The 17,616-nt window shown below is 39.0% G+C and carries 13 protein-coding genes; 11 read left to right on the top strand and 2 right to left on the bottom strand.

Going from position 1 to position 17,616, the window contains the following annotated elements; genetic code table 11:
* Positions 1–230 precede the first annotated feature (230 nt).
* The 11 genes from ACFX40_RS05835 (at position 231) to ACFX40_RS05785 (ending at position 15,192) form a co-directional block, all read left to right on the top strand.
* Positions 231–1,763, top strand: a complete 1,533-nt coding sequence (locus ACFX40_RS05835) for a phytoene desaturase family protein (RefSeq protein WP_098248700.1) — start codon at positions 231–233, stop codon at positions 1,761–1,763.
* Entirely contained in the window at positions 1,760–3,217 is a 1,458-nt protein-coding gene (locus ACFX40_RS05830; RefSeq protein WP_028407434.1) for a phytoene desaturase family protein, read from the top strand. The genes ACFX40_RS05835 and ACFX40_RS05830 overlap by 4 nt, the downstream gene beginning before the upstream one ends.
* Before the next feature lie 58 nt (positions 3,218–3,275).
* Complete coding sequence (locus tag ACFX40_RS05825) at positions 3,276–4,124, top strand: phytoene/squalene synthase family protein (RefSeq protein WP_034275479.1); 849 nt, start codon at positions 3,276–3,278, stop codon at positions 4,122–4,124.
* 185 nt (positions 4,125–4,309) lie between these two features.
* Positions 4,310–4,651, top strand: a complete 342-nt coding sequence (locus ACFX40_RS05820; RefSeq protein WP_025749925.1) for a P-II family nitrogen regulator — start codon at positions 4,310–4,312, stop codon at positions 4,649–4,651.
* Between the two features lie 37 nt (positions 4,652–4,688).
* On the top strand, positions 4,689–6,089 hold the full coding sequence (locus ACFX40_RS05815) for an ammonium transporter (RefSeq protein ID WP_034275482.1): 1,401 nt from the start codon (positions 4,689–4,691) through the stop codon (positions 6,087–6,089).
* A gap of 148 nt (positions 6,090–6,237) precedes the next feature.
* The gene (locus tag ACFX40_RS05810) at positions 6,238–7,752 is read left to right on the top strand and encodes an alpha-amylase family glycosyl hydrolase (protein ID WP_377254423.1); all 1,515 of its coding nucleotides are present in this window, start codon (positions 6,238–6,240) and stop codon (positions 7,750–7,752) included.
* 58 nt (positions 7,753–7,810) lie between these two features.
* Entirely contained in the window at positions 7,811–8,845 is a 1,035-nt protein-coding gene (locus ACFX40_RS05805) for a LacI family DNA-binding transcriptional regulator (protein ID WP_098433396.1), read from the top strand.
* Between the two features lie 345 nt (positions 8,846–9,190).
* Positions 9,191–10,738 carry an L-glutamate gamma-semialdehyde dehydrogenase gene (pruA, locus tag ACFX40_RS05800; protein ID WP_014461625.1) on the top strand — a complete coding sequence of 516 codons (1,548 nt, stop codon included), beginning with the start codon at positions 9,191–9,193 and terminating at the stop codon, positions 10,736–10,738.
* A gap of 23 nt (positions 10,739–10,761) precedes the next feature.
* Positions 10,762–11,967, top strand: coding sequence for an ornithine--oxo-acid transaminase (locus ACFX40_RS05795; protein WP_028407439.1), 1,206 nt, complete (start codon positions 10,762–10,764; stop codon positions 11,965–11,967).
* 103 nt (positions 11,968–12,070) lie between these two features.
* Complete coding sequence (locus ACFX40_RS05790; protein ID WP_060746439.1) at positions 12,071–13,750, top strand: M20/M25/M40 family metallo-hydrolase; 1,680 nt, start codon at positions 12,071–12,073, stop codon at positions 13,748–13,750.
* A 23-nt stretch (positions 13,751–13,773) separates the two neighbouring features.
* A complete protein-coding gene (locus tag ACFX40_RS05785) occupies positions 13,774–15,192 on the top strand; it encodes an amino acid permease (protein ID WP_028407441.1) in 1,419 nt (472 codons plus the stop codon).
* Between the two features lie 27 nt (positions 15,193–15,219).
* On the opposite strand, the gene ACFX40_RS05780 is transcribed toward ACFX40_RS05785, so the two are convergent.
* Together ACFX40_RS05780 and ACFX40_RS05775 are read right to left on the bottom strand one after the other, a co-directional pair.
* Positions 15,220–16,632, bottom strand: a complete 1,413-nt coding sequence (locus ACFX40_RS05780) for a sigma-54 interaction domain-containing protein (protein ID WP_377254420.1) — start codon at positions 16,630–16,632, stop codon at positions 15,220–15,222.
* A gap of 104 nt (positions 16,633–16,736) precedes the next feature.
* Positions 16,737–17,600, bottom strand: a complete 864-nt coding sequence (locus ACFX40_RS05775) for an SDR family oxidoreductase (RefSeq protein ID WP_016763019.1) — start codon at positions 17,598–17,600, stop codon at positions 16,737–16,739.
* Positions 17,601–17,616 lie beyond the last annotated feature (16 nt).

The following is a 17,616-nucleotide window of genomic DNA, read 5'->3' as shown; positions in this document are numbered from 1 at the left end:
GCAGTCTATTTTTGTATAACTTTACATAGATATAAAATAAAAGCTTGAAAGCACCGAATAAAGGGAAAGTGTACTGAAACCCTGGAAAAATGGTACAAACGTCATATTTTAATGGTTTAGTTATTGGTAATTTTATGATTCGAATAAAGACAAGCAGTTTATCGTTGTGTTTAATAATAAAGCTTTGTATAATGTTTGTATAACTATTGTATAGGATTAGGAGTGTATGTATGCAAAAAAACGTAATCGTGATTGGAGCAGGTCCAGGAGGACTAGCGGCAGCGATGCTGTTAGCAAGTCATGGCTATAAAGTAGATGTATATGAAAAGCAAGGATACGTGGGCGGGCGAAATTCAGCGATTAAAATGTCGGGTTATACGTTTGATATGGGTCCTACATTTTTGAGCATGCCACAGATTTTTGAAGAATTATTTCAAGCTGCTAATCGCAATGCGCATGATTATATGGACTTAAAACGTCTAAATCTCATGTATGAGCTTATTTTCGATGATGCGCAGATTCAGATGACGGATAATCATAAAAAGATGAAAGAAGAAATCGAACGTTTATACCCAGGAAACGGAGAAGGCTATGAACGCTTTATGAAAGACACCGAAGCGAAGATGGCGGCTTTGCTGCCTTTATTGCAGGGCGAGATGGATCGTTTTCATCACTATTTAAAGCCTGAAGCAATTCGAGCACTGCCGCATTTATCCTTAGGTAAAACGCTCTATGATGTACTTGGCAAGTATTTCACTGATGAGAAATTGAAATTAGCTTTTACTTTTCAATCGAAGTACTTGGGAATGTCCCCTTGGGAATGTCCAGGAGCCTTTTCTATTTTATCGTTTATGGAACACGCTTACGGTATCTTCCATCCAATAGGAGGAGTAAACCAACTATCTCAAGCAATGGCAAAAGTAGTGGAAGAACATCAAGGGCACATCCACTTAAACCAAGGTGTCCAAAAACTATGGATTGAAAATAAGAGAGTAAAAGGAATTATTCTAGAAAATGGAGAGCGAATAGGGGCAGACGACGTCATTATCAATGGAGATTTTGCTCATGCCATGACGAATTTAATAGATGAAGGTACCCTTAAAAAATATGCAGTTAAAAAACTTGAAAAGAAAAAATACTCTTGTTCTACTTTCATGATTTATCTAGGCATAGACAAACAGTACAAAGACCTGCCTCATCACACGATTGTGTTCGCTGAAGATTATAAAAAAAATGTAGAAGAAATTACGAAAACGCTAGCTCTTTCAGAAGACCCTTCTATCTACATTCAAAACCCTGTGGTAACGGACCCAACTTTAGCACCGGAAGGAAAGTCTGCTCTTTATATTTTAGCGCCGGTTCCAAATAATTTCAGTGGTGTAAACTGGGATGAAAAACAAAAAGATTTCCGGGATGCAGTATTAAAAATTGTAGAACAGAAAACGGGTTTCAAAGATTTAGAGAGTCATATTGAAGTTGAAAAAATCATTTCACCAAAGCAGTGGGAAGAAGACGTGCTGGTCTATAAAGGAGCGACATTTAACCTTGGACATCAGCTCACTCAAATGATGGTGCTGCGTCCGCATAATAAATTTGAAGAATTAGAAAACTGCTGGCTAGTTGGAGGAGGAACTCATCCAGGAAGCGGTCTACCAACTATTCTGGAATCATCTCGCATTACGACAAAGCTCATCTTAAAAAGAGACGGACAATTACTGAATGAGCCGTTTAAAACCATGAAGGAAATGGAGAGTGCATTATGAGAACAGCAATTGTTGGAGGCGGCATAGGCGGTTTGATTACCGCTTTGTTATTAAGCAAACGAGGATTTTCTGTTGATATTTTCGAAAAAGAAAACAAGCTGGGCGGCCGGCTGGCGTTTGTAGAAAAAGACGGTTATAAAATTGATGAAGGTCCCACGATTGTCTTACTGCCTTTAATGCTTGAACGTATTTTAGATGAAGCAGGCATTTCTGCTTCTCAATATGAACTAATACGCTGTGATCCACTTTATGATATTCATTTTCCAGACGGTACGACCTATACAAAAAAAGCGACTGAAAAAGATCAGTTAGAGGAAATTAGCCGTTTGTTTCCAGGCGAAGAGCAAAACTACCGGCGTTTTATGACTGAATTAAAAAAGCGATTTGAATTAGGAAGTAAGGCATTTTTGGAAAAAACATTTGTAAATAAACGAGATTTTTGGACATGGCAAAACATCAAGGCATTAAAAAAAATGAATGCAAATAAATCAATGAGAAAATTTGTTTCAACGTATTTCCATGATGAACGTCTAGTAGATGCCTATTCCCTGCAATCTCTCTATATTGGGGGAAATCCTTATTCGGCGCCAGCTATTTATTCCCTTGTTCCTTACAGTGAGCATGCTCATGGCATCTATTACGTAAAAGGCGGATACGCAAGTCTTGTGCCACTTCTTGAAAAGGCGCTGATAGAGCAAGGTGTAAACATTCATTTGAATAAGGCGGTTCAAGAGCTTTCTATATCAGGAGACAAAACGGAAGGGGTTATTGTTGACGAAAAACTTTATCCATTTGATCAAGTTGTTTTAAATGGCGACTTTCCTAATATGGCGAAAATTGCTCGAAAAAAAGAAAAGAAGTATGTGCCTTCGTCCAGCTGTCTCCTGCTTTATCTTGGTTTGAAGAGAAAATATGATCATCACAATGTGCATCAATACTTTATGGGCAATGATTTAGCTAAACATATGGAAGCAGTGTTTAAGCATAAAACGATTCCTGAAGATCCCGCTGTTTATACATTTAATCCCTCTGTTATTGATCCATCGTTAGCCCCTGAAGGGAAAAGTGTGCTATATGCACTTATACCGGTTCCATCAGGCGGCCACATTGATTGGAGCAATCAGCAAGATTTTGTTGATGGAATCATTCGAACTTTAGAAGAAAAAGGGTTTGAAGAGCTTCGTAAAGAAATAGAGTGGGTAAAAGTACGCACGCCAAATGATGCTCAAGCATTTGGACTTTACGAAGGAGGAAGCTTTGGTATTGCTCCTGAGCTGTTTCAATCGGGCGTATTCAGACCCCAGTACCAGCCGTACGAATATAAAAATGTCTTTGCGGTCGGAGCATCTATTCATCCAGGCGGAGGCGTGCCAATTGTTATGCAAGGAGCAAAAATGTTAGCTGATCATCTTATTGAACAATCATCTGTTCAAACGGTTGCAAAGCTTTCTTAAGATCTTGTAAGCCATAAGGAAAAGATGGTTTGTCCTTTAATAGAGAAAGGGGTCCTATATGATGAACATTTCGTTAGACAAAGCGTACAATCAGTGTGAAGAAATTATTAAAGAAAACTCAAAAACGTTTTACAAAGCTTTTTCCATGCTGCCGTCAAAACAAAGAAAGGCAGTATGGGCAGTATATGCATTTTGCCGTCAAGTCGATGATATTGTAGATGAAGGATGCAACCCTGAAATAGAGCTGCAGCAATTTGAATCAGAATTTGTCCGATTTAAAAATGGAGAACTATTGAACGAAAGCGCCATGTGGGTAGCTCTGCGCAATGTATTTGAACAATATGAGATGAATGTTCAAGCGTTTGATGATATGATTACCGGCCAGAGAATGGATTTAGTAAAAAAAGAATACGATACGCTTGATGAAGTGAAAACATACTCTTATCATGTAGCGAGTACGGTAGGGTTAATGCTTTTACCGATTTTAGCTCCAACTACTCATAAAGAATTAGAAGAAGAAGCAGTTGCATTAGGCATTGCAATGCAGCTGACCAACATTTTAAGAGACGTTGGGGAAGACTTAGAGCGAGGGCGCATTTATTTACCGAAAGACCTTATGAATTCTTACGGATACACGCGCATGCTATTAGAGAACCGGTGGGTCACTTCTGAATTTATAGAGATGTGGGAGCACCTGGCCAAAGAAGCGGAGATGTATTATATAAAAGGACTTCAGTCGATTCATAAATATCCGGTCGCTTCTCGTTTGCCTCTTACAGGAGCGGCGCATTTATACCGAGCGATTCTTGATAAAATTCGAAAAGAAAATTATGACGTATTTACAGAAAAGCACTTTGTCACAAGTCAAGTAAAAAAGAAAATTATGACATCTATTTCTACGGGGTAACGCAAAGGAATTACTTTTCCTTTGCGTTACTTTTTTTTGAAAAGATATGAAAGCGTTAACTATTATGTAAATAAGAAAAAAGTCTCATTTTTATCACATATTAACTTGAATATTCAGAAAATTATCTATATGATAATATACATAACATTAAATGTGAATAAAACTAACATGGAAGAGGGGTTACGATGAAAAAAGTAGAAGCCATCATTCGTCCAGAAAAATTTCAAGCACTGCGCGTAAAATTAGAGGAAGTAGGAATAAACGGATTAACGGTCTCAGAAGTAGCAGGATGCGGTCAGCAAAAAGGAGAGCAGGGACTGTTCAGGGGACAAAGTTTTGAAATCAAACTAGTACCTAAAGTGAAGGTAGAAATGATTTTAGAAACAGAACAAGTTGATGAAGTCATTAAGATCATTCAATCAATTTGTTCCACGAATCAAATAGGCGACGGAAAGGTTTTTGTATATCCGGTAGAGGATGCTGTACGAATTAGAACAGGAGAAGCAGGTGTAGAGGCTATTTTATAAAAAGAGAGTGTTATTTTAATAGAGGGGGAGTTAAGCGTTGAAAAAGAAAATTAGTGCGGCTTTGTTTGTTAGTTTGTTGGCGGCAACACGCGTTAATGCGGCTGACCCAACTGTTGAATCAGTCAGCGCATCAATTGACATGATGTGGGTAATGTTTGGGGCAGTACTTGTGTTTTTAATGCACGCAGGGTTTGCGATGGTTGAAACAGGCTTCACTCGTTCGAAAAATTCGCTTAATATCTTAATGAAAAATATGCTAACGGTAGCTGTGTCTTCCGTCTTGTATTTTGTGGTTGGTTTTGCGCTCATGTTTGGAAATTCTAAAGGAGGATTTATCGGTTCGAGCGGTTTCTTTTTAAATGGAGAAAGCGATCAAATGAGCTTTTTTGTCTTTCAAATTGTTTTCGCAGCAACATGCGCTACGATTATTTCAGGAGCGGTAGCAGAACGTATGAAATTATCGAGCTATATGATGCTAACAATTGCTATGGTAGCTGTTATTTATCCAGTTGTAGGTCACTGGGTGTGGGGAGGAGGATGGTTGTCTAAACTAGGCTTCGTAGATTTTGCAGGGTCGACAGTTGTTCATTTGACTGGAGCTCTTGGTGCGGCTGTAGCAGTTACTTTTCTAGGAGCACGTCTTGGAAAGTATGGAAGCGATGGAAAAGTCAATGCTATTCAAGGACATAATATTCCACTTGGCGCATTAGGTGTATTTATCCTCTGGTTTGGCTGGTTTGGATTTAATGGAGGAAGTACATTAGCAGCGGATCCTGCCCTTGTACCAGGAATCATCGCAACTACATTAATGTCTGGGTCATGCGGAGTCCTGTCTTCTGCTTTATATACAAAGTTTCGCTACAAACGTATTGACGCTAGCTTAACATTAAACGGTGCTTTAGCTGGACTTGTAGGAATTACAGCTGGAACAGCAAACGTATCGATTCCAGGTGCAATCGTCATTGGGCTAATTGCAGGAATTATTCTAGTAGAAGCTGTGCATTTTATCGATAGCAAAATGAAGTTAGATGATCCAGTTGGTGCTATTACTGTTCATGGAATTTGCGGTATTTGGGGGACGTTAGCAGTGGGGCTGTTTGATACGGCTAATGGTTTATTTTATGGCGGAGGCGTACAGCTATTAGGTATTCAAGCTCTTGGAATCATAGCTGTGATGGGCTGGACAATTGGAACGGTTGGGTTATTCTTATTTGTTCTCACGCGTTTTTCTTCTATTCGAGTATCAAGCGAAGAAGAAATTGCTGGTTTAGATTTTGCTGAACACGGTTCATCCGCATACGAATTTCGTGAAAGTTTCGTAGCGACAGGAGATGGTAACCTTCATCCAGAATTTGGTGTTGGATTGATTGATCGATTAAATAAAGTTGGTAAAGTATCGGATAAACCTCATATCTCGAACGTAAATGAGACGGTATAGCAGTATATAGATGAAAAAAGTGATTAAAAGTAAAAACTTTTAATCACTTTTTTTGTTTTTATCAACTTATTTAACAATAATGTAAGCGTTAACGTTATAATGGAAACAAAAGTGAGTTTGAAACAGTTCGTCTATAGGAGGGGAATAGATGAAATGGAAAAGGATAAGTATGCTGCTTATACTATTATTGCTTTTTGGAAGCAGTGCCTCAGCGCAAGATCATAAAGATATACGTGATGAGGTAATATACTCATTGATGATCAACCGTTTTTATAACGGAAGTGAACAGAATGATCGAAATGTTAACTATGAACGTTCAGATGCCTATTATGGAGGCGATTTACAGGGACTAGCACAAAAGTTAGACTATATTCAAGAGATGGGATTTACCGCTGTTTTATTAACTCCGTTTATGGAAAATGATGAGACAGGCTATCATGGATATGCGGTGACCAACCATTATAAAATAGACGATCATTTTGGAACGTTAAAAGACTTACAAAATCTTGTGAAGAAAGCACATGAGCGCAATATAAAAATTATGGTCGAATTTCCTTTGACAATCAGTAACAATCATTCCTGGGTAGCAGATAAAGAAAAACAAACATGGATAAGTAATGAATCCGGTACAGATAACGAAGTAATTAAAGCATTGCCTCACCTTAATTTAAAAGAAAGCGCTGTGCAGAAATACCTTATTAAAAATGCTGCTTGGTGGAGCAAACAAGCAGATATTGACGGATATTACGTTAAAGATATCGATCAAGCTCCTTCTGCATTTATTTCATCCTTTTCTAAGACGCTAAAAAGCATGAATCCTTCTTTTCTATTAATAGGAGAAATAAACGGGCAACCATTTAAAAAAAATGAGCAGGCTGATTCGTTAGGAGTAGATTTGCTTGTAGATAGAACGCTAGCCGAAGCCACTGCTGCTACGTTTAGCGGTACTAATCGTCCGCAGAAAATGTTGTATGACAAGTGGAGGAAAGGAAGTAATCAGCCTTTAGCCAATTTTTTAGATGATGTTCATAGCACACGTTTTACAGCACAAGCATTGAAGAGTGAAAATCATCCTGGAGCCCGAACAAAGCAAGGGCTTTCGTATCTTTATACTTCGCCGAGTGTACCAATCGTTTTTTATGGAACGGAAATTGCGCTGAATGGGGGAAAGGGAGCAGAAAATTATGGGATGATGAATTTTTTAGCTAATCCCGATATTATAGATCATTTAAAAAAACTGGCTGAACTTAGAGCAAAGTCGCCTTCTCTTCGCAAAGGAAGCTTTACCCTTGTGTCTGAGCAAAAAGGTGTGGCTGTATACAAGAGAAGGTATAAGGACGAAACGACGTTTGTTGTGATTAATAATACAAAGGAAACGTCGGACATTAATGTCCCGCTCAAAAAAGTTGGAAAAGAAAATGAACTAAGAGGGTTAATAACGGAAGGAATTATACGACCCGTTGACGATGTATACAACATTTCATTGGAGCCTGAGACCACAAATGTATATAAAGTAGTGAAAAAGTCAGGGTTTAATATTGGATATATCGCAGCGGTTGCTGCTGTTTATACGGGATTTGGCATCTTTTTGTACAAAGCATCTTCAAAAAGAAGAAAAGAAAAGAAAATTTCTCAATCACGTAAAAAGGACAGCGCGTCGTAGTTGTCAAATTATAATTGGATAAGTATTAATGAAGAAAACATAATTAAGAGGTGGAATTATGGGTGTAACAATAAAAGATGTGGCAAATTTAGCAAATGTAGCCCCTTCGACGGTATCTCGCGTCATTGCAGACAGCTCAAGAATTAGTGAAAAAACAAAACAGCGCGTGCGATCGGCTATGAAAGAACTTGGTTATCACCCAAATATTATTGCGCGAAGTCTAGCAAATCAAACGACAGAGGCAGTCGGCCTAGTGATGCCGAGCTCAGCAGACAAGGTGTTTCAAAATCCATTCTTTCCCGAAGTGCTAAGAGGAATCAGCACCGGAGCTCACGAAAACAAAAGAGCGATTTATATGTCCACTGGAGAAACGGAAGAAGAGATTTTTGCAGAAGTTGTTCAAATGGTACAGGGAAGACGAGTGGATGGATTAATTTTGCTGTACTCCAAAGTTGATGATCAAGTACTTTCTTATTTGCAAGAACAGAGCGTGCCGTTTGTAGTTATTGGAAAGCCGTTTAAACATAGTGAAAGCATCACGTTTGTTGATAATGATAATTTTAAAGCTGGAAAAGAAGCGACGGAATATTTAATTGAATCTGGACATGAGCGTATTGCGTTTATTGGCGGAAGTCTTGAATTAGTCGTTACCATTGACCGTTTAACAGGCTATGATAAAGCGATTCAAAAAGCAAACATTCCTTACCGGGACGAGTATGTAATTCATGAAGAATTTCTACAGAAGGGAGGAAAAGAAGCTGTTTGCGAACTTTTATCTCTAAAAGAACGTCCAACGGCTCTGGTAGTAGCGGACGATCTAATGGCATTAGGCGTTTTAAATACATTGGATGAACTGGGAATTTCGGTTCCTGAAGACATTTCGATTGTCAGTTTTAATAATGTTTTGATCGCCGAAATGGCTAGACCTGCTCTCACATCTATTGATATTAATATTTTTGAACTTGGTTATCAGGCTGTACGCTGTTTGATTAAGCAGATTGAAACGCCATATGCTGTTGCAGAACAAGTGCGCGTTGCTCACAAAATGATTGAAAGACAATCCTGTAAAACCATTCAAATGACGAAGAGATAACTTTATAAACAAATAGAAAGAGGCTGGGACAAAAGTATTGTAGTTGAAGGAAGATCCGAACGAGTTTGATTCTTGATGGAGAATCAAACTTGTTCGGATTTTTTCGTTTTTAGATTGGATTGATTTAGGTATGTCTCAATATATTTTCTGTGCCAAAGATATTGGCGTTTAAAGTGCAAAAAAAATATACAGGTGCCAATTATTTTTTCCTGTATTAAAAAGAAAGAATAATACAAGTGGTGAAAACCTTGATGGCAAATAGGCTGTAAAGTTTTATTAAAAGTTGGCACGCTATTTGCATAACTATAAAGTAAACAAAGATTTGCATACTAGGAGGTATATATCATGGTAGTTTCTTATTCTCATGAACCATTTACAAATTTTAAGGACGAAAACAATAAAAAGGCATTTCAAGAAGCATTAACATATGTAAATACACAGCTTGGCAAAACGTACCCGCTTGTGATCGACGGTGAAAAAGTGGAAACTGAAGAGAAAATTACGTCTGTTAACCCAGCGAATATAAAAGAAGTGATTGGATATGTCTCTACAGTAAATAAAGACTTAGCAGAGCAAGCGATGCAGTCAGCTTTAAAAGCTTTTGAAACGTGGAAAAAATGGAAAGTAGAACATCGAGCAGATATTCTTTTTCGTGCAGCGGCCATCATCCGTCGCAGAAAGCATGAATTTTCTAGTTATCTTGTAAAAGAAGCAGGAAAGCCTTGGAACGAAGCAGATGCTGATACAGCAGAAGCAATTGATTTTTTAGAGTACTATGCACGTCAAGTCCTGACGTTAAAAGATGGTTCTCCAGTACAGAGTCGAGACGGTGAGTATAATCAGTACAATTATATTCCACTTGGCGTAGGTATTATTATTTCACCCTTTAACTTCCCGTTAGCTATCATGGCTGGAACAGCAGTAGCAGCTATCGTAACAGGCAACACGATTTTATTAAAGCCAGCTGATGCCACTCCTGTAGTAGCAGCGAAATTTGTAGAAGTAATGGAAGAAGCAGGTTTACCGAAAGGCGTATTAAACTTTATTCCTGGTGCTACACCTGAAATCGGTGACTATTTAGTTGAACATCCAAAAACACGTTTTGTTTCATTTACCGGCTCGCGAGCAGTAGGTTGCCGCATTTATGAAAGAGCAGCAAAAGTACAGCCGGGCCAAAAATGGCTAAAACGCGTTATTGCTGAAATGGGCGGAAAAGATACGGTGGTTGTAGACAAAGATGCGGATCTGGATTTAGCTGCTTCTTCAATTGTATACTCTGCATTTGGTTTTGCAGGGCAAAAGTGCTCCGCTGGTTCTCGTGCTGTTGTGCATCAAGATGTGTATGATGAAGTGCTTGAAAAAGCAGTTGCGCTAACAAAAACATTAACCGTTGGAAACCCAGAAGAAGTTTCAACTTATATGGGACCTGTTATTCATGAGGCGTCGTATAACAAAGTATTATCGTATATTGAAATTGGAAAAGAAGAAGGACGGCTTGTTGCGGGAGGAGAAGCAGACAATTCAACTGGATACTTTATTCAGCCAACTATTTTTGCGGATGTAGATGAAAAAGCTCGTCTCATGCAAGAAGAAATTTTTGGTCCGGTAGTAGCATTCTCTAAAGCGCGAGATTTTGATCATATGATGGAGATTGCAAACAATACAGAATATGCATTAACAGGCGCTTTATTATCAAACAACCGCGAGCATATTGAGCGCGCCCGTGAAGAGTTCCATGTTGGAAATCTGTATTTTAACAGAGGATGTACAGGAGCGATTGTTGGTTACCAGCCTTTTGGCGGATTTAATATGTCAGGAACGGATTCAAAAGCAGGCGGACCGGATTATCTTGTTCTTCACATGCAAGCAAAAACAACATCTGAAACATTCTAATTAGAAAATAAGGAGGAGTAAATATGACAACTGAAACACAAAAAACGGTGAAAATCATTGAGCAAACAGAAAAATTTGGGGCACACAACTATCATCCGCTGCCGATTGTAATTGAAAAGGCAGAAGGCGTATGGGTACACGATCCAGAAAATAATAAATATATGGATATGCTAAGTGCTTATTCCGCTGTTAACCAAGGACATCGTCATCCAAAAATTATTGAAGCATTAAAACGTCAAGCTGATAAAGTAACGTTAACGTCACGAGCGTTTCATAATGATCAGCTTGGTCCATGGTATGAAAAGATTTGTAAATTAACAAATAAAAATATGGCTCTTCCAATGAATACGGGAGCAGAAGCGGTGGAAACAGCCATTAAAGCTGCACGCCGCTGGGCTTACGATGTGAAAGGCGTTGCTGAAAATCAAGCACAAATCATCGCATGTGTGGGCAACTTCCACGGTCGTACAATGACAGCTGTTTCCTTATCGTCTGAAGCAGAATATCAACGTGGTTTTGGACCGATGCTTCCAGGGCTTCAAACCATTCCTTATGGTGATTTAGAAGCGTTAAAAGCTGCTATTACACCAAATACAGCCGCATTTTTAATTGAGCCAATTCAAGGTGAAGCAGGTATCGTTTTACCTCCAGAAGGCTTCTTAAAAGCTGCAGCTGATTTATGTAAAGAACATAATGTGCTATTTATTGCTGATGAAATCCAAGTTGGCTTAGCGCGTACAGGCAAAATGTTTGCTTGTGATTGGGAAGACGTAGAACCAGATATGCTGATTTTAGGTAAAGCGCTTGGAGGAGGAGTTTTCCCTATTTCTTGCGTAGTCGCTAACGAAGACATTTTAAGTGTCTTTAACCCTGGCTCTCATGGTTCAACATTTGGAGGAAACCCGCTTGCTTGTGCCGTATCATTAGCTGCTTTGGAAGTAATTGAAGATGAAGAACTTCCAGCGCGTTCATTAGAATTAGGTTCTTATTTCAAGCAGAAGCTCCAAAGCTTAAGCAATCCAGTTATTAGAGAAGTGCGCGGCCGAGGTCTATTCATCGGGGTAGAATTACACGAAGAAGCTCGTCCTTATTGTGAAAAATTAAAAGACCAAGGTTTGCTTTGTAAAGAAACGCACAGTACGGTTATTCGTTTTGCTCCGCCGCTAACGATCTCAAAAGAAGAGTTAGACTGGGCAATTGAACGAATTGAAAAAGTATTTGCTGAGTAATCGGTTTAAAATAAATAAAAATAGTACGATATGTATATATCGTACTATTTTTATTCATATGCAGCTAAATAACGTTTTTATTTGATAGGCAGGAGGAATAGAAGTGTATATCCAACTCTCGCAGCTAAGCATGGAAGAGCAAGTTGAATGTTTAACAAAAGCGTTAGTGAAAATCAAAAGTATCAATGGGACAAGCGGCGAAGTAAAGATTGCTGATTTCATTAAAAACACGCTTCAAAGTTTTCCTTATTTCAAAGAAAATCCCCTTCACGTTTGGGAACAGAAAATTAATGGCGATACGCTAGGTAGAAAAAATGTATTTGCTTTTATTCAAGGCAGCAAAAAAAATGCTCAAACAATGATTTATCACGCTCATTTAGATACGGTTGGCATTGAAGATTTTGGTCCATTAAAAGACATAGCATTAGATCCAGAAGAACTTCAGCGCTATTTCTCTATGCATAACATTAATGAAGATGTACAGCGAGATGCTCGCTCAGGTGAATGGATGTTTGGAAGAGGAGCCGTTGATATGCAAAGTGGAATTGCTGTACATTTAGCCAATGTGCTGCATTTTACTAAGCATCCAAATAAATTAGAAGGAAACGTCCTTTTTATGGTCAACCCAGATGAGGAAAGTCAGCATGCTGGAATTATTTCTGCTGTTTCTGAACTGAACCGTTTGAAAAAAGAAAAAAATCTTTCATATGTAGCAGCGATTAATACCGACTTTATTACACCTCTTTACGATGGAGATTCCACGCGCTATATTTATACAGGAGCCGCTGGGAAACTGCTTCCATGTTTTTATATTTACGGAAGGGAGGTACACGTAGGAGATACGCTTGCTGGTATAGACCCTAATTTGATTGCATCTGAGATTACAGGAAGCATCCATAACAATATTAATCTAGCTGAAAATATTGAAGGAGAGCTGGTACTGCCACCTTCCTGTCTGTATCAACGAGATAATAAAGAGGCTTATAATGTGCAAACTGCTGTAAGTAGTCATTTGTATTTTAACTATTTCATCTATGAACGAACGGCAAAAGAAGTGATGAGTCAATTAATTGGATTATCAATCGAAGCATGTGAAAAAGTGGAGAAAAAACTTTCTGATTATTACGAACTTTTTGTTCGGAGAACGAATTTACCAAAGCGAAACTTGTCTTGGAAAGTAGATGTTGTGAGTTTGGAAGATTATTTGGAAGAATTGGATCAAAAAGGGGTAAATGCTCAGGCTTGTATTGAACGAGCTTTCGAACAGTATGCGCATTTAGAACTTAGAACAAGGTGCTTTAAAGTAATTGAAGAACTTCAAAGGTTAGATCCGCATCAAAGTCCGCGCGTAATTGTCTTTTTTGCACCGCCTTACTTGCCTCATAATCACTTGAAGAAAGAAGAAAGCAGAGATCAGCAGCTTCTTTATCCCTTGCAAGCGGCTGTGGAGAAGGTTGGAAAACAGACGGGAGAGACGTTTCAGTTTAAAAAATTTTTCCCCTACCTAGCGGATGGCAGCTTTTTATCTCTTCATGAGACAGATGAGGAAATCGATGCTTTTACACGTAACTTTCCGGGATGGGGGATTGCAGGGGCGATTCCTTTCCGTGAAATTCGAGAATTAAATATTCCGTCCATCAATATGGGGGTATATGGGAAAGACGGACATAAGTGGACAGAGCGAGTGTACAAGCCTTATTCGTTCGGCGTCCTTCCTAAGTTGATTCAAGAAACAACTGTTCAGATGTTAAAAAGTAGGTATGCTTGTACAAACCACATATAAGAAAATGAAGAACGGAGGTACCGATGAATAGACATACAGAACAAAACCAATTACAGAGAACAATGAAAAGCAGACATTTATTTATGATTGCGTTAGGAGGCGTGATTGGAACAGGCCTATTTTTAGGTTCGGGTTTTACTATTAGCCAGGCAGGGCCGGGAGGAGCCATTCTTGCATATATAATAGGCGGCTTCCTCATGTATTTAGTTATGCTTTGTTTAGGAGAGCTAGCGGTAGCAATGCCGGTTTCAGGTTCCTTTCAAGAATACGCTACAAGGTTTTTAGGGCCTTCTACAGGCTTTATGATTGGATGGCTGTACTGGTTCAGCTGGGCAAATACGACAGGACTTGAATTTACGTCAGCAGGAATTTTAATGCAGAGGTGGTTTCCTGATGTACCTATATGGTCATGGTGCTTGATTTTTGGCGTCATTACATTTTTAATTAACGCTCTTTCTGCTCGAAGCTATGCTGAAACTGAGTTTTGGTTTTCGAGTATTAAAGTTACGGCTATTATTCTATTTATTTTAATTGGAGGAGCTGCTGTTTTTGGTTTTATCGATTTCAAGGGAGGAGAATCCGCACCGTTTCTTTCACATTTCACCCAAGGCGCAGGTCTTTTTCCAAATGGAATACTGGCAGTTTTATTGACTTTAGTAACGGTTAACTTTTCGTTTCAAGGAACGGAGCTTGTCGGCATTGCAGCAGGAGAAAGTGAAAGTCCTGAGAAAACGTTACCGAGATCTATTCGAAACGTCATTTGGAGAACGCTGTTTTTCTTTGTGTTAGCTATGTTTGTTTTAGTCTCTATTCTGCCATACAAAACAGCAGGCGTCATCGAAAGTCCGTTTGTTGCCGTATTAGATCAAATTGGCATTCCATACGCAGCGGATATCATGAACTTTGTCATTTTAACAGCCGTTCTATCAGTGGCGAACTCCGGCGTTTATGCTGCTTCTCGTATGCTTTGGTCACTGTCAAACAGCAATATGGGGCCAAAACCTTTGAAGAAATTATCTTCAAAAGGTGTTCCAATTAACGCATTAATTGTGACAATGATTATTTCAGGGTGCTCGTTGATTACAAGCGTCGTGGCTGCTGAAACCGTATATCTTTGGTTTATTTCGATTTCAGGAATGGTGACCATTATTGTTTGGATGTCCATTTGTGCCTCTCAATTTATGTTCCGCCGTCGTTTTTTAGCGGAAGGAGGAGACATAAAGGAATTGAAGTTTAAAACGCCGCTTTATCCGTTCGTTCCTATTCTAGGTTTTTGTTTGTATGGACTTGTATTAATCAGTTTAATTTTTATTCCGGATCAACGAATTGGTCTTTACTGCGGTGTCCCTTTAATCATTGTACTCTACGTGTATTATCACGTAGGAATCAAGAAAAATATTGATCAAAAACAATCGGATTCACCGGTTTATAAAGCAAAATAAAAAAGAAGTGCACTGTGCACTTCTTTTTTATTTAGAGCGGATGTTTAATCGTTTCATACGATACTGCAAGCTTTGTCTGGTCAGCCCTAGTATCTTAGCACTTTTTGAGATGTTGTGGCTGTGTTGTTCAAGCGTTTGTTTAATACATTCTGCTTCGAACGCTAACAGCTGTTCCTTTAAAGGAAGAGAAGGGTGAAAAGCGCTTGGATAAGAAGGTGCGTCACTGCTTGCTTTATTTTCAAAATGTTCATGCTGCTTTAGCTGGAACTTCGTTCTGTATTGGAAAGGAAGGTGAGAATAGTGAATAACATCTTCGTCCATTACCAAGTTCATTGCGCCTTCAATAATGTGTTCTAATTCCCGTACGTTCCCTGGCCAGTCATAAGAGAGAAAAGAAGACATGACTTGGTGATCTACGGTTTTTACATTCATCTGAAACAAATCATTGTATTTTTTGATGAAAAACTTTGTTAATTCAATAATATCTTCTTTTCGTTCACGAAGAGGAGGAATAAAAAGCGTCACGACGCCAAGTCGATAATATAAGTCTTTGCGTAATCGGTTTTCTGCAATTGCATCGATTGGATCTTCATTCATGTTCGCGATCACTCGAACGTTAACCGGTTTGTCCACTATATCCCCAATTCTTCGTACGGTTTTTTCCTGCAGCACTCGAAGAAGCTTAGCCTGAAGATTTGGGTTTAACGAGTTGATTTCATCTAGCAGTAATGTGCCTCCTTGCGCTTGTTCGAAAAGGCCAGGATTATCCATTGCACCTGTAAAAGCTCCGCGCTTCGTACCGAACAAAAGGCTTTCAATTAAATTATCCGGTAGCGCAGCACAGTTTTGTGAAATAAAAGGAGCAGAAGAGCGGCTGCTGCCATTATGTATGCTTTGAGCAAACAATTCTTTTCCCGTGCCTGTTTCTCCAATGATTAAGACATAAGAAGGAGTTCTAGTAGCACGCTTGGCGTCTTCAATCACATCATGAACCGCTTGACTGTTTCCGATGATGCTGTCAAACGTAAAGCGTGTGTTTCCTTTTTGCCTAATGTTTTGCCGGATTAGACGCTCTAGTTTTGTCACGTCCTGAGCAATTTCAACCGCTCCTTGAATGACCCCGTCTTTTAAAATAGGGAAGGTATTATTAATCGTCGTGATTTCTTGTCCTTGATTGTTGAAATACGTTTGCTTGACGTTAACCGTTTCTTTTCCTTTTTGCAGCGCCTGTACAAGCGTGCTTTGCTGATTTTCTTTGAACATAAATACATCTAACAAGTTTTTATGTAAAACGTCTTGTTCATCCATCAGCTCCATCTTTGTCATCTTTTCATTATAAATAATAGTTTTTCCTGTTTCATCGACCGCATGGATACCGGCATCGACTTTATTTAAAATGGTTTCGTATATATGTTTAAGAGTGCTTAATGTATCGGTCATTCAAATACTCTCCTTTAGCGGTGTTCATATCTCTATTTAAACAAAAATAGCTGAATTCTGATAGTGTTTCCACATAAAAATAAATGAATGACCGAAGAGAAATGTTATCCGTTTACAATGGATCCCCCATTAATGTGCAGAACTTGCCCGGACATATAAGAAGAATCAGAGCTTGCCAAGTATACATAGGCTGGTCCGAGCTCAGAAGGCTGTCCTGCCCGTTTCATAGGTGTATTAGACCCAAATGTCGCAACTTGCTGTTCGTCGAACGTAGACGGAATAAGAGGTGTCCAAATGGGTCCCGGAGCTACGCCGTTTACGCGAATGCCTTTTGTTGCGAGCGAAGCTGATAAAGAACGTGTAAAAGCAACGATAGCACCTTTGGTTGAAGAGTAATCAATCAGCTGATCATGCCCATGGTAAGCTGTCACAGACGTTGTATTAATAATAGCGCTTCCTTGTTTTAAATGAGGCAATGCAGCTTTGGTCAAATGAAAAATTGAAAAAATATTCGTTTGAAACGTACGAGTAAGCTGTTCAGTCGTGATATCCGTAATACTTTTTTGAGGATGCTGTTCAGCAGCATTATTGACTAAGATGTCTATTTTTCCGAAAGTCTGAATGGCCTTTGAGACGACTTCTTGACAAAAATGCTCATCTCCTATGTCACCAGCAAGCAACAAACAAGAAGCTTCCATTCGTTCAACTTGTTTTTTGGTTTCATTTGCATCATCGTGTTCATTAAGGTAGGTTATGACAACATTTGCGCCTTCTTTAGCGTAATGATAAGCGACAGAACGTCCGATACCGCTGTCTCCTCCGGTGATAACAGCTACTTTGTTCTGTAATTTTCCGCTTGCCTTATAATCTGGAGCGATAGAGGTAGGGATTGGGTGCATATCTTTCTCAATACCTGGCTGAGTTTGCTGATGCTGAGGAGGGAAGTTTTGTTTTTGATTTTGATTCATTGGTATACACTCCTTA

Origin of the sequence: Priestia sp. YIM B13552 (assembly GCF_042787775.1) — a bacterium.
Taxonomy (GTDB): Bacteria; Bacillota; Bacilli; order Bacillales; family Bacillaceae_H; genus Priestia; species Priestia megaterium_E.
This window is presented reverse-complemented; position numbering and strand designations above follow the sequence as displayed.